This window comes from Pseudomonas fluorescens, assembly GCF_902497995.1.
Classification (GTDB): domain Bacteria; phylum Pseudomonadota; class Gammaproteobacteria; order Pseudomonadales; family Pseudomonadaceae; genus Aquipseudomonas; species Aquipseudomonas fluorescens_BK.
The window spans coordinates 60,452-78,999 of sequence record NZ_CABVII010000006.1 but is presented as its reverse complement, the minus strand read 5'-3'; the positions used below and the strand labels follow the sequence as shown (position 1 = coordinate 78,999).

17 protein-coding genes are annotated in these 18,548 nt (G+C 56.2%); all 17 read right to left on the bottom strand.

All coding sequences use genetic code 11. The annotated features are described in order from the left end of the window. Positions 1–49: 49 nt before the first annotated feature. Entirely contained in the window at positions 50–1,882 is a 1,833-nt protein-coding gene (gene glmS / locus F8N80_RS09040; RefSeq protein WP_150746233.1) for a glutamine--fructose-6-phosphate transaminase (isomerizing), read from the bottom strand. 1 nt (position 1,883) lies between these two features. Continuing rightward, positions 1,884–2,663 carry a DeoR/GlpR family DNA-binding transcription regulator gene (locus F8N80_RS09035; protein WP_191632894.1) on the bottom strand — a complete coding sequence of 260 codons (780 nt, stop codon included), beginning with the start codon at positions 2,661–2,663 and terminating at the stop codon, positions 1,884–1,886. A 286-nt stretch (positions 2,664–2,949) separates the two neighbouring features. Beyond that, positions 2,950–4,317 (bottom strand): bifunctional UDP-N-acetylglucosamine diphosphorylase/glucosamine-1-phosphate N-acetyltransferase GlmU, encoded by a 1,368-nt coding sequence (gene glmU / locus F8N80_RS09030; protein WP_150783715.1) that lies wholly within the window; start codon positions 4,315–4,317, stop codon positions 2,950–2,952. A gap of 114 nt (positions 4,318–4,431) precedes the next feature. After that, positions 4,432–4,857 (bottom strand): F0F1 ATP synthase subunit epsilon, encoded by a 426-nt coding sequence (locus F8N80_RS09025; RefSeq protein ID WP_150746236.1) that lies wholly within the window; start codon positions 4,855–4,857, stop codon positions 4,432–4,434. A 45-nt stretch (positions 4,858–4,902) separates the two neighbouring features. Next, positions 4,903–6,282: a F0F1 ATP synthase subunit beta gene (gene atpD, locus F8N80_RS09020; RefSeq protein WP_038980433.1), complete on the bottom strand. Its 1,380-nt coding sequence runs from the start codon at positions 6,280–6,282 to the stop codon at positions 4,903–4,905. A 27-nt stretch (positions 6,283–6,309) separates the two neighbouring features. Beyond that, complete coding sequence (atpG, locus tag F8N80_RS09015) at positions 6,310–7,170, bottom strand: F0F1 ATP synthase subunit gamma (protein WP_045061245.1); 861 nt, start codon at positions 7,168–7,170, stop codon at positions 6,310–6,312. Positions 7,171–7,220: 50 nt separating this feature from the next. Then, positions 7,221–8,765 (bottom strand): F0F1 ATP synthase subunit alpha, encoded by a 1,545-nt coding sequence (gene atpA, locus F8N80_RS09010; RefSeq protein WP_150746237.1) that lies wholly within the window; start codon positions 8,763–8,765, stop codon positions 7,221–7,223. A 21-nt stretch (positions 8,766–8,786) separates the two neighbouring features. Continuing rightward, a complete protein-coding gene (locus tag F8N80_RS09005) occupies positions 8,787–9,323 on the bottom strand; it encodes a F0F1 ATP synthase subunit delta (RefSeq protein ID WP_150746238.1) in 537 nt (178 codons plus the stop codon). A 12-nt stretch (positions 9,324–9,335) separates the two neighbouring features. Then, complete coding sequence (locus F8N80_RS09000) at positions 9,336–9,806, bottom strand: F0F1 ATP synthase subunit B (RefSeq protein ID WP_007903028.1); 471 nt, start codon at positions 9,804–9,806, stop codon at positions 9,336–9,338. A gap of 56 nt (positions 9,807–9,862) precedes the next feature. Beyond that, positions 9,863–10,120, bottom strand: a complete 258-nt coding sequence (gene atpE, locus F8N80_RS08995; RefSeq protein ID WP_002555987.1) for a F0F1 ATP synthase subunit C — start codon at positions 10,118–10,120, stop codon at positions 9,863–9,865. 133 nt (positions 10,121–10,253) lie between these two features. Beyond that, complete coding sequence (atpB, locus tag F8N80_RS08990; RefSeq protein WP_150783714.1) at positions 10,254–11,123, bottom strand: F0F1 ATP synthase subunit A; 870 nt, start codon at positions 11,121–11,123, stop codon at positions 10,254–10,256. 16 nt (positions 11,124–11,139) lie between these two features. Then, positions 11,140–11,547: a F0F1 ATP synthase subunit I gene (locus F8N80_RS08985; RefSeq protein WP_007948092.1), complete on the bottom strand. Its 408-nt coding sequence runs from the start codon at positions 11,545–11,547 to the stop codon at positions 11,140–11,142. Between the two features lie 148 nt (positions 11,548–11,695). Continuing rightward, complete coding sequence (locus tag F8N80_RS08980; protein WP_150746240.1) at positions 11,696–12,568, bottom strand: ParB/RepB/Spo0J family partition protein; 873 nt, start codon at positions 12,566–12,568, stop codon at positions 11,696–11,698. Between the two features lie 9 nt (positions 12,569–12,577). Next, the gene (locus F8N80_RS08975; RefSeq protein ID WP_128874600.1) at positions 12,578–13,375 is read right to left on the bottom strand and encodes a ParA family protein; all 798 of its coding nucleotides are present in this window, start codon (positions 13,373–13,375) and stop codon (positions 12,578–12,580) included. A gap of 18 nt (positions 13,376–13,393) precedes the next feature. Then, complete coding sequence (rsmG, locus tag F8N80_RS08970; protein WP_150783713.1) at positions 13,394–14,038, bottom strand: 16S rRNA (guanine(527)-N(7))-methyltransferase RsmG; 645 nt, start codon at positions 14,036–14,038, stop codon at positions 13,394–13,396. Further along, entirely contained in the window at positions 14,035–15,933 is a 1,899-nt protein-coding gene (gene mnmG, locus F8N80_RS08965) for a tRNA uridine-5-carboxymethylaminomethyl(34) synthesis enzyme MnmG (RefSeq protein WP_150783712.1), read from the bottom strand. Before mnmG ends, rsmG begins: the two co-directional genes overlap by 4 nt. 595 nt (positions 15,934–16,528) lie before the next feature. Further along, positions 16,529–17,920: a YncE family protein gene (locus F8N80_RS08955; RefSeq protein WP_150783711.1), complete on the bottom strand. Its 1,392-nt coding sequence runs from the start codon at positions 17,918–17,920 to the stop codon at positions 16,529–16,531. Between the last annotated feature and the right edge of the window lie 628 nt (positions 17,921–18,548).

The window sequence follows — 18,548 nt, the reverse complement described above, 5'->3', positions numbered from 1 at the left end:
CGCTGCGAAAAGTGCGATCTTTTTTGCTCTACCGCGACTTGTGGATAACTTATTCCACCGTCACCGACTTCGCCAGGTTGCGTGGCTGATCGACGTCAGTGCCTTTCAATACCGCCACGTAGTACGAGAGCAACTGCAGTGGGATGGTATAGAGGATTGGCGACAGGATGTTGTGGATGTGCGGCATATGCACCACGTGAGTGCCTTCGCCATTGGTCATGCCGGCCTCTTCGTCTGCGAAGACGATCAACTCGCCACCACGGGCGCGAACTTCCTGGAGGTTGGATTTCAACTTCTCCAGCAGTTCGTTGTTCGGAGCTACGGTGACTACCGGCATGTCGTTATCCACAAGCGCCAACGGACCGTGTTTCAGCTCGCCGGCCGGATAGGCTTCGGCATGGATATAGGAAATTTCCTTGAGCTTGAGGGCTCCTTCCATTGCCACCGGGAATTGCGCGCCACGACCGAGGAACAGGGTGTGGTTCTTCTCGGCGAACAACTCGGCCACTTTCTCCACAATGCTGTCCATGGCCAGGGCTTTTTCCAGGCGGGCCGGCAGGCGACGTAACTCTTCGACCAGGGTGGCCTCGACGCCATTGGCCAGCGTGCCGCGAACCTGGCCCAGGGACAGGGTCAGCAACAACAAGCCTACCAACTGAGTGGTGAAGGCTTTGGTGGAGGCCACGCCGATTTCGCGACCGGCCTGGGTCAACAGTGTCAGGTCCGATTCACGTACCAACGAGCTGATACCGACGTTGCAGATCGCCAGGCTCGCCAGGTAGCCCAGCTCTTTGGCGTTGCGCAGAGCGGCCAGGGTGTCGGCGGTTTCACCGGACTGGGAAATGGTCACGAACAAGGTGTCAGCCTGCACCACTACCTTGCGATAACGGAATTCGCTGGCGACTTCGACCTGGCAAGGGATACCCGCCAGCTCTTCGAGCCAGTAGCGGGCAACCATGCCGGCGTGGTAGCTGGTACCGCATGCGACGATCTGCACATTACGCACTTTGGCGAACAGCTCGGCTGCCTGTGGGCCAAACGCCTCGACCAACACCTGGTTCTGACTCAGGCGACCTTCCAGGGTGCGCTGCACCACGGCCGGTTGCTCATGGATTTCCTTGAGCATGTAATGGCGGAATTCGCCCTTGTCGGCGGCTTCTGCTCCGTCACGATACTGCACGGATTCGCGCTCGACGACCTGGCCGTTAACGTCCCAGATCTGCACGCTCTCGCGGCGAATTTCGGCGATATCACCTTCTTCAAGGTACATGAATCGATCCGTGACCTGACGCAGTGCCAATTGGTCGGAGGCCAGGAAGTTTTCCCCCATGCCCAGACCGATCACCAACGGGCTGCCGCTACGGGCTGCGACCAGACGATCCGGTTGCCGGGCACTGATCACCGCCAGGCCATAAGCGCCATGCAGCTCTTTGACAGTCGCCTTGAGAGCCACGGTCAGATCGCGCAAGTCCTTGAGCTTGTGCGCCAGCAGGTGGGCGATGACTTCGGTGTCGGTGTCCGAGGTAAAGACGTAACCCAAGTCTTTGAGTTGTTCGCGCAAAGCTTCGTGGTTTTCGATGATGCCGTTGTGCACCACCGCCAGATCACCAGAGAAATGCGGGTGAGCGTTACGTTCGCAAGGCGCACCGTGAGTAGCCCAGCGAGTGTGGGCGATGCCCAGCCGACCGATCAGCGGTTCGCTTTCGAGGGCCTGTTCCAACTCACTGACCTTACCCGGGCGACGCGTGCGCTCAAGGGTCTCGTTGTTAGTGAAGACCGCCACACCGGCACTGTCATAACCACGGTATTCCAGGCGTTTGAGGCCTTCGAGCAAAATGGCGGTAATGTTACGTTCTGCGACTGCGCCGACAATTCCACACATGCTATTTCTCCTGACTGGCAGCCGCGCAGATCAAAGTGATACCGCGGGCCTGAATCTGATCCCGTGCCTCGAGTGGCAGTCGATCATCGGTAATTAGGGTATGGATGCTGCTCCATGGCAGCTCCAGGTTGGGAATCTTGCGACCGATCTTGTCAGCCTCCACCATCACCACCACTTCACGGGCGACCTCCGCCATGACCCGGCTCAGTCCCAGCAATTCGTTAAAAGTAGTCGTGCCGCGCACCAGGTCAATGCCATCGGCCCCGATGAATAACTGGTCGAAGTCGTAAGAGCGTAGTACCTGTTCGGCAACCTGCCCCTGAAAGGATTCGGAATGCGGGTCCCAGGTACCACCGGTCATCAACAGCACCGGCTCGTGTTCGAGTTCGCTCAAGGCATTGGCGACATGCAGCGAATTGGTCATCACCACCAGGCCCGGTTGTTGGCCGAGTTCCGGAATCATTGCCGCCGTCGTGCTGCCGCTGTCGATGATGATTCGCGCATGCTCGCGAATCCGCAAAACGGCGGCGCGAGCGATTGCCTGCTTGTATCTGGAAATCGGTTGACCGATATCGGCGACCAATTCCTGAGGCATGGTGACGGCGCCGCCATAACGGCGCAGCAGCAGCCCATTGCTTTCGAGCGCCGCCAGATCCTTGCGTATCGTAACTTCCGACGTTTCGAAGCGTTTGGCCAGCTCATCCACAGTGACTTCGCCCTGCTCATTGAGCAAGGCGAGGATGTTATGACGGCGTTGAGGTGTATTGCGCTTCGACATGATTTGGTAAGTTTCGATTCGAAAGATAACGGAAGCAATCAAAACCTATAAGTGAAACCTCGTCAAGCGGAAAACGATGGAACGATCTGTGGATAAAAGTGCCTGTGGATAAAAAGCTTCGTGGCAAGCCTCGTCCTGCAGACCAGGGCCGTACACACATTGTGTGGATAACCTGCATGTGGATATCCAAAACTGGATGTGGATAACCAAGCCTGCAAGAGCGAGCCGGTGGCGCACCGGCTTGCCCGCGAAGGCGATCTCAAGACCGCCACGAAGCGCTGTGGATAACTCAGCTCTTCTTGATCTTCTCCGGCCGCTTCCAGCCGTCGATATTCTTTTGGCGCGCTCTACCCACAGCCAGTTGCGCGTTATCCACATCCTGCGTAATGGTCGAACCGGCCGCCGTGGTTGCACCGGTAGAGATATCCACAGGCGCCACCAACGAGTTATTGGAACCGATGAACACATCCTCGCCCAATACGGTTTTCCACTTATTGGCGCCGTCATAGTTGCAGGTGATGGTGCCCGCGCCGATATTAGTGCGCGCGCCGACCTCGGCATCGCCCAGGTAAGTCAAATGACCCGCCTTGGCGCCTTCACCCAGATGAGCATTTTTCAGCTCGACAAAGTTACCCACATGGGCCCGTGCCTCCAGCACCGTACCTGGACGAAGACGAGCGAACGGACCGGCATCGCTGCCTTCACCAAGAATAGCGCCTTCGATATGGCTGTTGGCCTTGATCACAGCGCCTTTGCGCAGGGTACTGTCCTTGATCACGCAGTTCGGACCGATCACGACGTCGTCTTCGATGACGACCTTGCCTTCAAGGATCACGTTGATATCGATCAGCACGTCGCGACCGACGGTCACTTCACCGCGCACATCGAAACGTGCCGGGTCTCGCAGCGTCACACCCTGAGCCATCAAACGGCGACCCGCGCGCAATTGATAGTGACGCTCAAGCTCGGAGAGCTGCTTGCGATCGTTGGCACCCTGCACTTCCATCGCGTCGTGAGGCTGTTCGGTAGCCACCACGAGACCATCGCTGACTGCCATGGCGATCACGTCGGTCAGGTAGTACTCGCCCTGGGCATTGTTATTCGAGAGACGGCTCATCCAGGCGCCCAGTTTTGCGAAAGGCAGGGCCAGGATGCCGGTGTTGCCTTCGGTGATCGCTCGCTCGGCTTCGTTGGCATCTTTCTGCTCGACGATGGCCGTCACCTTGCCAGCGGCATCGCGGATGATACGGCCGTAACCGGTAGGATCCTCCAGTTCAACGGTGAGCAAGCCCAGCTGTTGAGGGGCTACTTTCTTGAGCAGGCGCTGAAGTGTTTCGACCTCAATCAGCGGCACATCACCGTAAAGAATCAGAACAGTGTCGGATTCGATGAACGGTACGGCCTGAGCCACGGCATGGCCGGTGCCGAGCTGTTTGTCCTGAAGGACGAAATTCAAATCATCGGCGGCCAGGCGTTCACGCACCGCTTCAGCGCCATGGCCGATCACGACGTGGATGCGCTGCGGATCAAGTTGCCGGGCGCTGTGGATAACATGGCCGAGCATCGAATTGCCGGCAATCGGGTGCAGAACCTTTGGCAACGCCGAACGCATGCGAGTGCCTTGACCGGCAGCGAGGATAACGATTTCTAGAGACATGACTGGCTACCAATCCTGGGTGGTCAGCGGATGCGACCAACGTGATGAATATCGGAAAAGAAAAAAGGGTAGCCGAGGCTACCCTTTTTTATCAATCACACAACAAGCGCTGCCTTAATGGCCGAACTTCTTGCGGATCTGCTGGACGGTGCGCAGCTGAGCTGCAGCCTCGGCCAGTCGAGCAGCAGCAGAACCGTAATCGAATTCTGCACCACGGTCATGCAAGGCCTTCTCGGCAGCCTTGACGGCTTCCTGAGCGGAGGCTTCGTCCAGGTCGGCAGCCCGTTGCACGGTGTCGGCAAGAACCTTGACCATGTTCGGCTGAACCTCGAGGAAACCGCCGGAGATGTAATACACCTCCTCTTCCCCGCCCTGCTTGATCAGGCGGATCGGGCCTGGCTTCAGATTAGTGATCAGCGGCGCGTGGCCCAGGGCGATACCAAGATCACCCAGTGCACCGTGCGCAATCACCATCTCGACCAGACCGGAAAAGATTTCTCCTTCCGCGCTGACGATATCGCAATGGACTGTCATAGCCATCTGATTGCCTCAACCTAAATGAGCGCCCGTTGCCGGGCGCCGGGATTACAGTTTCTTGGCTTTCTCGATCGCTTCTTCGATGCCGCCGACCATGTAGAACGCTTGTTCTGGCAGGTGGTCGTAGTCACCGTTGAGGATGCCTTTGAAGCCAGCAATGGTGTCTTTCAGGGAAACGTATTTACCCGAAGCACCGGTGAAGACTTCAGCCACGAAGAACGGCTGCGACAAGAAACGCTGGATCTTACGAGCACGGTTTACCAACTGCTTGTCGGCTTCCGACAGCTCGTCCATACCCAGGATCGCAATGATGTCCTTCAGTTCTTTGTAACGCTGCAGAACGTACTGTACACCGCGAGCGGTATCGTAGTGGTCCTGGCCGATCACGTTCGGGTCCAGCTGGCGCGAAGTCGAGTCGAGTGGATCGACCGCCGGGTAGATACCCAGGGAAGCGATGTCACGGGACAGAACGACGGTGGCGTCCAAGTGGGCGAAGGTGGTCGCTGGCGATGGGTCGGTCAAGTCATCCGCAGGTACGTATACCGCTTGGATCGAAGTGATCGAGCCTTCCTTGGTCGAAGTGATACGTTCTTGCAGAACGCCCATCTCTTCAGCCAGGGTCGGCTGGTAACCTACTGCCGAAGGCATACGGCCCAGCAGTGCGGATACTTCAGTACCGGCCAGGGTGTAACGATAGATGTTGTCGACGAACAGCAGAACGTCGTTACCTTCGTCACGGAACTTCTCGGCCATGGTCAGGCCGGTCAGTGCTACGCGCAGACGGTTACCCGGCGGCTCGTTCATCTGACCGTAAACCAGTGCCACTTTGTCCAGAACGTTGGAATCCTTCATCTCGTGGTAGAAGTCGTTACCCTCACGAGTACGCTCACCCACACCGGCGAACACGGAATAACCGCTGTGCTCGATGGCGATGTTACGGATCAGTTCCATCATGTTTACGGTTTTGCCTACACCGGCACCACCGAACAGACCGACTTTACCACCCTTGGCGAACGGGCAAACCAGGTCGATAACCTTGATGCCGGTTTCCAGCAGGTCGTTGCCGCCCGCTTGTTCAGCGAAGGATGGCGCAGGACGGTGAATGCCCCAGCGCTCTTCGGTGTCGATCGGGCCAGCTTCGTCGATCGGGTTGCCCAGAACGTCCATGATCCGGCCCAGGGTCGCTTTACCGACTGGTACGGAGATGGCTGCGCCGGAGTCGATGACGTCCAGACCGCGCTTCAAGCCTTCGGTGGAACCCATCGCAATGGTGCGAACCACGCCGTCGCCCAGCTGTTGCTGAACTTCCAGGGTGGTCCCGGCCGCGCTTTGAACTGTCAGCGCGTTGTAGATGCTCGGTACGCTGTCGCGTGGAAATTCCACGTCGATAACGGCGCCGATGATTTGAACGATACGTCCGCTACTCATAGCTGGATCCTCTGAATATTTGAACCGTTAAACCGCGGCAGCGCCGCCGACGATTTCCGAGATCTCTTGGGTGATCGCAGCCTGACGCGCCTTGTTGTAGACCAGCTGCAAATCGCTGATCAAATCACCGGCGTTGTCGGTAGCGTTCTTCATCGCGATCATCCGCGCAGCTTGTTCAGCCGCGTTGTTCTCGACCACCGCCTGGTAGACCTGCGACTCCACGTAGCGGACCATCAAGCCGTCAAGCAGCTCTTTGGCATCCGGTTCGTACAGATAATCCCAGTGGTGCTTGAGTTCCTGTTCCGGGGTTGCCACCAGTGGAATCAACTGCTCCACGGTAGGCTGTTGCGTCATGGTGTTGATGAACTTGTTGGACACCACGGACAGGCGGTCAATACGGCCGTCCAGGTAAGCGTCCAGCATCACCTTGACGCTGCCGATCAAATCATTGATCGACGGCTCTTCACCCAGGTGGCTGATAGCTGCTACGACGTTACCGCCGAAGTTGCGGAAGAAAGCCGCACCCTTGCTACCAACGACACACAGATCGATCTCGACGCCGTTTTCGCGGTTTACCGCCATGTCCTTGACCAGGGCCTTGAACAGGTTGGTGTTCAAGCCACCACACAGACCACGGTCACTGCTCACCACGACGTAACCGACGCGCTTTACTTCACGGTCGATCATGAACGGGTGGCGATATTCCGGGTTCGCGTTGGCCAGATGGCCAATAACCTGGCGGATGCGCTCCGCGTAAGGACGGCTAGCAGCCATGCGCATTTGTGCCTTGCGCATTTTACTGACCGCCACTTTTTCCATGGCGCTGGTAATCTTTTGCGTGCTTTTGATGCTCGCAATCTTACTGCGAATCTCTTTTGCGCCTGCCATGTAACACCTATCAGGTTAGCAAGCGGGAGCCTTGCGACTCCCGCTGCGGCTTACCAGGTTTGGGTGGCCTTGAACTTCACGATACCGGCTTTCATGCCAGCGTCGATTTCGTCATTGAAGTCACCCTTCACGTTGATCTTCGCCATCAATTCGGCGTGATCGCGGTTGAAGAAAGCAATCAGCGCTTGTTCGAAGCTGCCGATCTTGGCGATTTCAACGTCAGTCAGGAACCCACGCTCAGCGGCATACAGCGACAGCGCCATGTCAGCGATCGACATTGGTGCGTATTGCTTCTGCTTCATCAGCTCGGTAACGCGCTGACCATGCTCAAGTTGCTTACGGGTCGCTTCGTCCAGGTCAGAAGCGAACTGGGCGAATGCCGCCAGTTCACGGTACTGAGCCAGAGCGGTACGGATACCACCGGAGAGCTTCTTGATGATCTTGGTCTGAGCGGCACCACCCACACGGGATACCGAAACACCGGCGTTCACAGCAGGACGGATCCCGGAGTTGAACATGGCCGATTCCAGGAAGATCTGACCGTCGGTGATGGAAATCACGTTGGTCGGAACGAACGCGGAAACGTCGCCAGCCTGGGTTTCGATGATCGGCAGTGCGGTCAGGGAACCGGTTTTGCCGGTCACTGCGCCGTTGGTGAACTTCTCTACGTATTCTTCCGAAACGCGGGATGCGCGCTCCAGCAGACGGGAGTGGAGATAGAACACGTCGCCTGGGTAAGCTTCACGGCCTGGTGGACGGCGCAGCAGCAGGGAAATCTGGCGGTAAGCCACTGCTTGCTTGGACAGATCGTCATAAACGATCAGCGCGTCTTCACCGCGGTCGCGGAAGAATTCACCCATGGTGCAACCGGAGTACGGTGCCAGGAACTGCAGCGCAGGAGATTCCGAAGCACTGGCAGCCACGATGATCGTGTTGGCCAGGGCGCCGTTTTCTTCCAGCTTGCGAACCACGTTGGCGATGGTCGATTGCTTCTGACCGATCGCTACGTAGACGCAGTAAATGCCGCTGTTCTTCTGGTTGATGATCGCGTCGATCGCCAGAGCGGTTTTACCGATCTGACGGTCACCGATGATCAGCTCACGCTGGCCACGGCCGACAGGGATCATGGCATCGACAGCCTTGTAGCCAGTCTGTACAGGCTGGTCTACCGACTTACGCCAGATCACGCCTGGAGCAACTTTCTCGACCGCATCGGTCAAGGTGTTGTTCAGCGGACCTTTGCCATCAACAGGGTTACCCAGTGCGTCGACTACGCGACCCAGCAGTTCCTTACCAACAGGAACTTCGAGGATGCGGCCGGTGCACTTGGCGCTCATGCCTTCAGCCAGAGACTGGTAAGCGCCCAATACAACGGCACCTACGGAGTCTTGCTCCAGGTTGAGAGCCATACCGAAGACGCCGCCCGGAAACTCGATCATCTCGCCGTACATGACGTCGGCCAGACCGTGAATCCGCACGATACCGTCAGATACGCTGACGACTGTGCCTTCGTTACGGGCTTGGGAGGTCACATCGAGCTTGTCGATGCGGCCCTTGATAATTTCACTTATTTCGGAAGGATTGAGTTGCTGCATTGCTCTGCTGCCCCTTCAAACTCAAGATTTCAATGCTTCGGCCAGATTCGCGAGTTTGCCGCGAATCGAACCATCGATTACCAGGTCGCCGGCGCGAATGATGACACCACCAATAAGGGCGGCATCCTCCGCAACTTGCAGGCGCACTTCCCGGTTGAGTCGTGCACTGAGAACCTTGGCGAGTTTGTCTTGCTGTTCTTGGTTCAATGCAAAAGCACTGGTCACTTCAACGTCTACCGATTTCTCTTGTTCGGCCTTGTACAGGTCGAACAGAGCGGCGATCTCCGGCAACAGCGGGAGACGGTCGTTTTCGGCAACGACGTTGATGAAGTTCTGTGCCTTGGCATCAAACTTGTCGCCGCACACGTCAATAAACGTGGCGGCCTTGTCTGCGCTCGTCAGTCGCGGGGCCTTGAGCACGCGCTGCATGGTGTCGTCTTGCGACACTGCTGCAGCCAGGCCGAGCATGGCTGACCAAGAGGCCAGTTGCTGGTGGGCCTGGGCGTGCTCGAAGGCTGCCTTAGCGTAAGGTCGGGCCAACGTGGTCAATTCTGCCATGATCGCCCTCGCTTAAATTTCAGCAGCCAGTTTGTTTACCAGCTCCGCGTGCGCGTTTTGATCGATTGTGGCACCCAGGATCTTCTCGGCGCCGCCAACGGCCAGCGCACCCAGTTGGGCACGCAGCGCGTCTTTGACACTGTTCAGTTCCTGCTCGATCTCGGCCTGAGCCTGAACCTTCACACGGTCAGCGTCGATACGGGCTTTTTCAACAGCCTCTTCAACGATCTGGTTACCGCGTTTCTTGGCTTGCTCAATGATTTCCGCTGCCTGAGCTTTCGCTTCGCGCAGTTGCTGACCCGCTTTATCTTGGGCCAACTCCAGGTCGCGAGCTGCTCGGGCGGCAGCGTCCAGTCCATCCGCGATCTTCTTCTGACGTTCGTGCAAAGCCGCGATGACCGGAGGCCATACGAACTTCATGCAAAAAAGTACAAAAATTAAGAACGCAACGGACTGGCCAATCAGGGTTGCATTAATGTTCACGCCAACACCTCGCTCGTTCGTTGCACAACACACCAATCACTCGACGATTCGAGTGATTAGCCAGCGAGTTGACCAACGAATGGGTTCGCGAAGGTGAAGAACAGAGCGATACCAACACCGATCATGGTTACGGCGTCGAGCAGACCGGCAACGATGAACATTTTGACTTGCAGCATTGGAACCATTTCTGGCTGACGCGCGGCGCCTTCCAGGAACTTGCCGCCCAACAGGCCGAAACCAATTGCGGTACCCAGTGCGCCCAGGCCGATCAACAGTGCAACAGCGATAGCGGTTAGACCAACTACAGTTTCCATCTTTCCTCCCGACTTTTACGTCGTATGGTTTAGGTTTTTTAGATTTTAAAGCGGTAAAACAAATCGTTTCATAGCCCTGTTCGGGCACCCACCCGTTTGACCGGGTGGGACATCAGACCAGTCGAGACTGGTCTTAATGGTTCTCTTCGTGCGCCATCGACAGATAGACGATGGTCAACATCATGAAGATAAACGCCTGCAGGGTGATGATCAGGATGTGGAACACAGCCCACGCCCACTGCAGAACAATGCCCAGGCCGCTAAGCCAGAGCAGACCGCTGCCGAACATCACAGCAATCAGAATGAAGACCAGCTCGCCGGCGTACATGTTGCCGAACAGACGCAGTGCCAGGGAGATAGGCTTGGCGATCAGCGTCACGAACTCCAGCAGGAAGTTCACCGGAATCAGCAGGGCTTGAACGAAAATGTTCTTGCTGCCGAACGGGTGCAGGGTCAATTCGCCGATGAAACCGCCGATGCCCTTGACCTTGATGCTGTAGAAAATGATCAACGCGAACACCGACAGGGCCATGCCCAGGGTAGCGTTCGGGTCAGTGGTCGATACGGCGCGGAACGGAATGTGCGGATCGCCGGAGATCGCCATGGCCACTTGAGGAATCCAGTCAACCGGAATCAGGTCGACGGCGTTCATCAGGAAGACCCAGACGAAGATGGTCAGTGCCAGCGGTGCAATCACCGGGCTACGGCCATGGAAGCTGTCTTTCACGCTGCCATCGACGAATTCGACCAATACTTCAACGAAGTTCTGCAAAGCACCAGGCTGACCGGAAGTCGCTTTCTTTGCCGCCATGCGGAAAAGAAGAACGAAGATCAGACCCAACGCGACCGACCAGCCGAGGGTATCGACGTGGAAAGCCCAGAAGCCCATTTCCTTGGCCTCTGCTGCGGTGTGGGCAAAACCCCAGCCGCCGTTAGGTAGCTGCCCGAAGGTCAGGTTCTGCAAGTGGTGCTGGATATAGCCCGAAGCGGTTGTCTCTGCCATGGTTGCCTCAAACGCCCTAAGGTCTCGAAAGTCTTGTTCTCATCAGCAGGGGCGCGAACCAGCTGACCAGTTGGGTCAACACGAAGACGCCGAATACAGCTAGCGGCGCCAATGGCTTCACTCCTGCGAACGTCAATGCAAAGAGCACTGCCGTCAAAATCAGTTTGCCCGCCTCGCCGGCATAAAAAGACCGGACGATGGCTTGAGCTGCTCGGGCGCCGGAAAACCGAAATGCCCTGTGAGCGAAATAAACATTGGGCAGCAAGGCTATCAGGCCTCCGCAAAGTCCCGAGTACCCGGCTACGACTCCATGCCAGTACCAAAGCGCCAAAGCGGCCAGTACCAAAACGACAAATTGAGCCAGTAAGACCGGAAAAACTGCCAGGCGATGGAACGGCAAGCGGTTTGGCGTGCGGCTTTCCATCGTATTTGCTCCCCAATGATCGGCTGCCAGAACTCAATAACCTGGCATAATTTGTGCCGACAAAATGCGCGCAGAGTATAGGGGCGGTTCTGCCCCTATTCAACTGTCAGGTAGTGATTTCCACCTGCACGCTACATGAGGAAATGTTTCAGCGAATGTGTGCAAGCACACCTTGAAGCTCATCGAGGGAGTTGTAACCGATCACCAACTGCCCCTTCCCCTTTTTCCCGTGCCGGATCTGCACCGCAGAGCCCAAGCGCTCGGCCAGACGCTGTTCGAGTCGGGCGATATCCGGGTCCGGCTTTACCGGTTCAGCAGGCTCCGGTTTGCCATTCAACCACTGGCGAACCAGTGCTTCAGTCTGGCGTACGGTCAGCCCTCGTGCGACAACGTGTCGCGCCCCCTCAACCTGTTGATTCTCCGGTAAACCGAGCAAAGCGCGGGCATGACCCATTTCCAGGTCGCCGTGGGACAGCATGGTTTTGATGACTTCCGGCAACGCGATCAAGCGTAGCAGGTTGGCCACGGTCACGCGGGATTTGCCCACCGCTTCGGCAACCTGTTGCTGAGTCAGCTGGAATTCCTGCTGCAAACGCTGCAAGGCTACCGCTTCTTCGATCGGATTGAGGTCTTCGCGCTGGATGTTCTCGATCAGCGCCATGGCGATCGCGGTTTCATCCGGTACATCGCGAACCATCGCCGGGATGGTTTCCTGGCCGGCTTGCTGACTGGCGCGCCAGCGGCGTTCGCCGGCAATGATTTCGTAGCGGCCGCTGCCGATGGGACGAACCACGATCGGCTGCATCACGCCCTGGGCCTTGATCGACTGCGCGAGCTCTTCCAGCGCCTGAGGATCCATGTCCCGCCGTGGCTGGTACTTGCCGCGCTGGATCAGGTCCAGGGGCAGGTGCTGCAGCTCACGAAGATCCGCCTGCACCGCCTGTTCTTCAAGCGAACTGACAGTCGGACCACTCAGCAGTGCATCCAGTCCTCGTCCGAGACCTCGTTTCTTGACGGCCATGGGGATTCCTTAAGTTGCCTGAGCGGCGGCGGTGCGTGAGTTTTTGCGTTGACGGCGAACCATCTCGCCCGCCAATGCCAGATAGGCAATCGCGCCTCGCGAAGTCTTGTCGTACACCAGCGCCGGCATGCCATAGCTTGGCGCTTCGGCCAGGCGGATATTGCGCGGAATGACCGTGTCGTAAAGCTGTTCGCCGAAGTGTTCCTTGAGCTGGGCCGAAACATCATTCATCAGGCTCAGGCGCGGGTCGTACATGGTCCGCAACAGGCCTTCGACCTTCAGGTTCGGGTTGAGCAGCTCGGCGATGCGCTTGATGTTATCCACAAGGTCGCTCAAGCCTTCGAGTGCGAAGTACTCGCACTGCATGGGGATAATCACCCCGTCGGCAGCGACCAGGGCGTTAAGCGTGAGCATCGACAGCGACGGCGGGCAATCGATCAGAATGTAATCGTAGTTCTCACGGATCGGCGCCAACGCACTGCGCAGGCGACTCTCCTTCATCTGCATTTCCAGCAGAACCACTTCCGCGGCGGTCAGGTCGCGGTTAGCCGGCAAAAGCTGGTAACCACCGTGCTCGGAGTAGTGCATGGCCTGAGCCAGATCACATTCGCCGATCAGCAGGTCGTAGACCGAGTTTTCCAGGCCGTGTTTATCCACACCGCTACCCATGGTGGCGTTGCCCTGTGGATCGAGATCGATCAACAACACCCGGCGCTTGGTAGCGACCAGGGAAGCTGCGAGGTTGATACAGGTGGTGGTTTTGCCCACACCACCCTTTTGGTTCGCAATCGCGAATACCTTAGCCATTCTTGCTTGTGTTCCCAATCATGCCGTGCGGCGCAGTATCAGCAGATGGCGTTGGCCTTGGCAACCAGGTACGGCCAGGGCGTGTTCGCTATCGAGGTGGAAGTCCGCCGGCAATGCTACCAGCTCATCAGCCGGATGGACGCCCTTCATTGCCAGCCAACGTGTGTCCGTGTCGCCGAGGTGGCGAGTCCAGTTGCTGAAGTTCTCCATACTGCTGAACGCCCGGGAGATGATCCCGTTGAAGGCTTGAGCAGGCTGAAATTCTTCGACGCGACTGTGGATAACTTGAAGGTTATCCAGTTTGAGTTCGAGTTTGACCTGGGTCAGGAAGCGGGTTTTCTTGCCATTGCTGTCCAGGCAAGTCACTGAAGACTCGGGGAACAGGATGGCCAACGGAATACCCGGCATGCCGCCGCCGCTGCCAACGTCCAGCCAGCGGCCGTTTTCGACGAACGACATCACGCTCAGACTATCGAGCAGGTGGCGGGACACCATTTCGTCCGGATCGCGTACGGCGGTCAGGTTGTAAGCCTTGTTCCATTTTATCAACAGGGCCAGATAACCCAGCAGCTGCGCGTGCTGGGTTTCTGTCAGTGTGACACCGAGCTGGTGAGCACCTGTTGATAACTCTTCTGCGTGTTGCGAGGTGACCGAGGAACTCAAGCGCTTTGCTCCAACTGACGGCCAGCGCCGCGTTTTTTCAAATGAATCATCAACAGCGAAATCGCTGCCGGAGTAACGCCCGGAATACGTGACGCCTGGCCCAGGGTCTCTGGACGGGTCGCACCGAGCTTGCTCTGGATCTCTTTGGAGAGACCGGAAATGTTGGTGTAATCGATATCCACAGGCAGTTTCGTGTCTTCACTGGCCCGCAGGCGTGCGATTTCATCCTGCTGCCGATCGATGTAACCGGCGTATTTGGTCTTGATTTCGACCTGTTCCGCCACTTGTGGATCTTCTGCGCCACCACCGGTCACGGCGATCAGACCAGCGTAGTCGATTTCCGGACGGCTCAACAGGTTGAGCAAATTGTATTCGTGGGTCAGAGGCGTGCCGAATTTCTCCGAGATTGCATCGCCTTGCTCAGTGCCCGGGCGAACCCAGGTACTTTTCAAGCGTTGTTCTTCCAGGGCAATGCTTTCGCGTTTGGTGCAGAACGCCGCCCAACGGGCGTCATCCACCAGACCCAATTCGCGACCTTTCTCGGTCAGGCGCAGGTCGGCGTTGTCTTCGCGCAGGATCAGGCGGTACTCGGCGCGGGAGGTAAACATCCGATACGGTTCCTGAGTACCCAGGGTAATCAGGTCGTCGACCAATACCCCGATGTACGCCTCGTCGCGACGCGGGCACCAGGCCTCTTTGCCCTGGGCACGCAATGCGGCGTTGGCCCCGGCCAGCAAACCCTGGGCGCCGGCTTCTTCGTAACCGGTGGTGCCGTTGATTTGCCCGGCGAAGAACAGACCGCCGATGACTTTGGTTTCCAGGCTGTACTTCAGGTCACGCGGGTCGAAGTAGTCGTACTCGATGGCATAGCCCGGACGCACGATGTGCGCGTTTTCCATGCCACGGATCGATTGCACGATCTGCAATTGCACGTCGAACGGCAGGGATGTGGATATTCCGTTCGGGTACAGCTCGTTGGTCGTCAGGCCTTCGGGTTCGATGAAGACCTGATGGCTTTCCTTGTCGGCAAAGCGGTGGATCTTGTCTTCGATCGACGGGCAATAACGCGGGCCGATGCCTTCGATCGACCCTGCATCGGAATACATCGGCGAACGGTCGAGGTTCGCGGCGATGATCTCGTGGGTGCGGGCGTTGGTATGGGTAATCCAGCAGCTGACCTGTTTCGGGTGCTGCTCTTTGGAGCCCATGAACGACATCACCGGAATCGGTGTATCGCCTGCTTGCTCGGTCATCACCGAGAAATCCACAGAGCGACCGTCGATGCGTGGTGGTGTACCGGTTTTCAGGCGACCGACACGCAGCGGCAATTCACGCAGACGATGGGCCAGGGCAATCGATGGCGGATCACCGGCGCGACCGCCGGAAAAATTCTGCATGCCGATGTGGATAAGTCCACCGAGGAAGGTGCCAGTGGTCAACACCACGGAATCGGCGAGGAAACGCAGACCCATTTGGGTGACTACACCGCGCACCTGGTCCTGTTCGACGATCAGGTCATCGGCTGCTTGTTGAAATATCCACAGGTTCGGCTGGTTTTCCAGGGCTTCGCGGACAGCGGCCTTGTACAGAACCCGATCCGCCTGAGCGCGAGTCGCTCGCACGGCCGGGCCTTTGCGGCTGTTCAACACGCGAAACTGAATACCACCCTTATCGGTAGCCATGGCCATCGCGCCGCCGAGGGCATCGATTTCCTTGACCAAGTGGCTTTTGCCGATCCCGCCAATGGCAGGGTTGCAACTCATGGCACCGAGGGTTTCCACGTTATGCGTCAGCAACAGGGTTTTTGCCCCCATGCGTGCTGACGCCAGTGCTGCCTCGGTACCGGCATGACCGCCGCCGATGACGATCACTTCAAAACGGGAAGGGAAATCCACCACGCACCTCGTGCCTGCTTCAGTCAGGTAATCAGAAATAGTTTGACCACAGGTTTTTGGACCTGGTCGGCAAGTATAGGGACTTCGCCCTTCCTAAAGAACCCTTTGCACAAAATTTAACCAGCTGTGGAAAAGTCGGCTTAACAGAAATTAAAAAGAAAGAAATATATTAAATCTTTGTTTTTATGTTTATTTCTACTGAGGTGCATTTCTGTGGATAGATTACTACAGGCCTTTATATTCAATGCGTACAGAGAATCAAAACCCTGTGATCATGTGCCAATGAGGCCCTTGGATAACCGCTATAAGCCTGTGAGTAAAACGCAGTGTTATCCACAGGGGTAGTTACCGCCAGTTTTCTGACGCTGTTATCCACTGCCCTTAGTGGCAGTTATTCACAGGGCTTAATCCACAGGAAAGCGCCAATTGGGCAAATTCCGTGCACAGAAGATCCGCTCAAGCAGAAGAAACTCTGCTCGGCACTGGAGGAGGCGTCGGGGAAAGGAGGTAACAGACAGGCGAGGTGACCTGTCTGTGGACAAGGGAAGGGCTTTTTAGATCGCTTACGCTTGAAAACAGAATGGATGTCAATCCATCAATCTAACCGTGGGTTGGCACCAGCGTGGTCGTCAGGAACTGACGTCACGTCCGCAGATAGATGAAGCGCAAAAATGGTGTCATCAGGTCCCCCAAGCAGGGCCCTTATATAGAATCGTCCCCCTTCGAGAACCCGGACAATGTCCAGACTTTCGGCATCCAAAACCCAAATGGTGGTCTGGTCAGTTTCAGTTACATAAACGTGTCTACCGTCGGCGCTGACCCCCAAGCGGTAGGGGCGTCTCACACTCTTGGAGACCTTGATAGTTTGGTGGTTTGCAGTAGTGATCAGCGAAATTTTACCGTTCCATTCATCAGCCACATAAAGACGAGCTCCATCGGGGCTTATGGCTATCCCCTCTACAAATCCACTAATCAGATTTCTTCTGACCCATTCAAAACTTTGAGTGTCATAGGCGTGAATCCAAGTATAAACGGTGCTTCCTTCGCCGATCAAAGTGAATACATACAGGTGCCGACCGTCGGGATGGATAGCGAGGCCTATTATATTTTTAATCGGCAGCCTCCTGATAACTCCCTGACTAGGCGTATCGATTACTTCAAGGTCCGAACTGGTGGCGACGTAGAGACGTTCACCGGATTTGCTCAGCACCATCTCTCTAGGGATGTCGATGGTGATGGCGATGTCATGGGCCTCACCTGTGACAGTGTTGAGTTTCAGTATGTTTTTGTTAACGCGATCATGGATATAGGCATACACGCCGTCTGGGGACAATCCACCTATCTTGGCGCCACTAAATGAAGTTTGGTGGCGTCGAACAATTGTCCCGGTACGTGTATCTATTGCGCAAATCTCGCTTCTGTTTATCGCAACGAAATGCAAGAAAGGATTAACCTGATCGAGTACGAGACTATTGAGACCTTGGACCAACACTATTTTTTCGTTCGCCAGTGTCGTCGGGGGAGAGGCGTATTGTTCGTCTTGTGGGTAGCTAATATGGATTCGTGCAAATGAACCTCGGTAGCGGGAAGTCACCTCGTCCAGTCCTAGGTCGGTCATGGATTTTATTACAATATGAACTGTTGCGGGTTGATCGCATGTTTGAAATGGTTGATTATTTCTCTTCACTCGATAGTTCAATTCATGCAGGTCTTTAGTAAGATTTTCAGGACCCACCTGAACTGTTAAAGGCGTATGCAGCTCTGCGGCCGTGACGATGTGTCGAACAATGACCTGATCGTCGAGCAGCAGCTCCAGCTCGGTGCCTGGCGACATACAAGGGTCATCAATCGTTACATTCAATCCTTTGTGAGGAAGGAAACCTTCGCAGGACGCAAGCCTGACCCGGTAGTCATCCTGGTCGACGGTATCGCGTATGACTACCACTGCAGGAGCCGTCAGTATTGGGTTTGGCAATTGTGTGTTCATGGAGCAATTCCTTTCTCTATGATGGAGCGCTCATTGAAGGGGAAATCGCTGCGAACGACTACTGTCAGATATGACAGAGGTGAGCTCTTTTCCGACCGATGGGGGCGAGGACTTTGCGCGCGTTATTTCAACGTTCGGACGATGACGTGACGATCCTCGCTGACTTCCAGTGGAAATGGTTTAATCAGTTTATGTTCATGAGGTAGAGATGTTCCTGTTCGGAACATTTTTACTTTGCGTTCATCGCCGAATCGCTAGTGAAGATAAAAAACACGTAGTCCAGAATAATATATTAGGCCAAAATCATCAGTGCGGGAGAGCCGCAAGTGGCACGGCTTAAATGGATAGTCAGTACCATTGCTTCCTACCCTCTATGTTCAGTTGCGACTAAGGTTAAACCGTGGGAATAGAATGATAGCCTGCAAAGTTGAATGGGAGTTCAATCGCAATTAATCTGACCAAAAATTAGTTGATTTAAGTTATGGTCTTGCTGATTGCAGGCCAATAAACGCACTGTAAGCTCTGGCCAATATCACAGCGCCTAATTTTCGTGACTATATAGATGGTATGCTTCACAGTGGATATGAGCCGCCGCCTCTCCGACACTTAGCTGTCGCGCACATAACCC

Excerpts from the sequence above, each read along its gene's own strand:
- atpA (WP_150746237.1), bottom strand. The coding sequence starts at position 8,765 with ATGCAGCAACTCAATCCTTCCGAAATAAGTGAAATTATCAAGGGCCGC.
- atpB (WP_150783714.1), bottom strand. The coding sequence starts at position 11,123 with ATGGCAGAGACAACCGCTTCGGGCTATATCCAGCACCACTTGCAGAAC.
- F8N80_RS08985 (WP_007948092.1), bottom strand. The coding sequence starts at position 11,547 with ATGGAAAGCCGCACGCCAAACCGCTTGCCGTTCCATCGCCTGGCAGTT.
- glmU (WP_150783715.1), bottom strand. The coding sequence starts at position 4,317 with ATGTCTCTAGAAATCGTTATCCTCGCTGCCGGTCAAGGCACTCGCATG.
- atpG (WP_045061245.1), bottom strand. The coding sequence starts at position 7,170 with ATGGCAGGCGCAAAAGAGATTCGCAGTAAGATTGCGAGCATCAAAAGC.
- atpD (WP_038980433.1), bottom strand. The coding sequence starts at position 6,282 with ATGAGTAGCGGACGTATCGTTCAAATCATCGGCGCCGTTATCGACGTG.
- F8N80_RS08955 (WP_150783711.1), bottom strand. The coding sequence starts at position 17,920 with ATGAACACACAATTGCCAAACCCAATACTGACGGCTCCTGCAGTGGTA.
- F8N80_RS08975 (WP_128874600.1), bottom strand. The coding sequence starts at position 13,375 with ATGGCTAAGGTATTCGCGATTGCGAACCAAAAGGGTGGTGTGGGCAAA.
- F8N80_RS09025 (WP_150746236.1), bottom strand. The coding sequence starts at position 4,857 with ATGGCTATGACAGTCCATTGCGATATCGTCAGCGCGGAAGGAGAAATC.
- F8N80_RS08980 (WP_150746240.1), bottom strand. The coding sequence starts at position 12,568 with ATGGCCGTCAAGAAACGAGGTCTCGGACGAGGACTGGATGCACTGCTG.
- atpE (WP_002555987.1), bottom strand. The coding sequence starts at position 10,120 with ATGGAAACTGTAGTTGGTCTAACCGCTATCGCTGTTGCACTGTTGATC.
- F8N80_RS09005 (WP_150746238.1), bottom strand. The coding sequence starts at position 9,323 with ATGGCAGAATTGACCACGTTGGCCCGACCTTACGCTAAGGCAGCCTTC.
- glmS (WP_150746233.1), bottom strand. The coding sequence starts at position 1,882 with ATGTGTGGAATTGTCGGCGCAGTCGCAGAACGTAACATTACCGCCATT.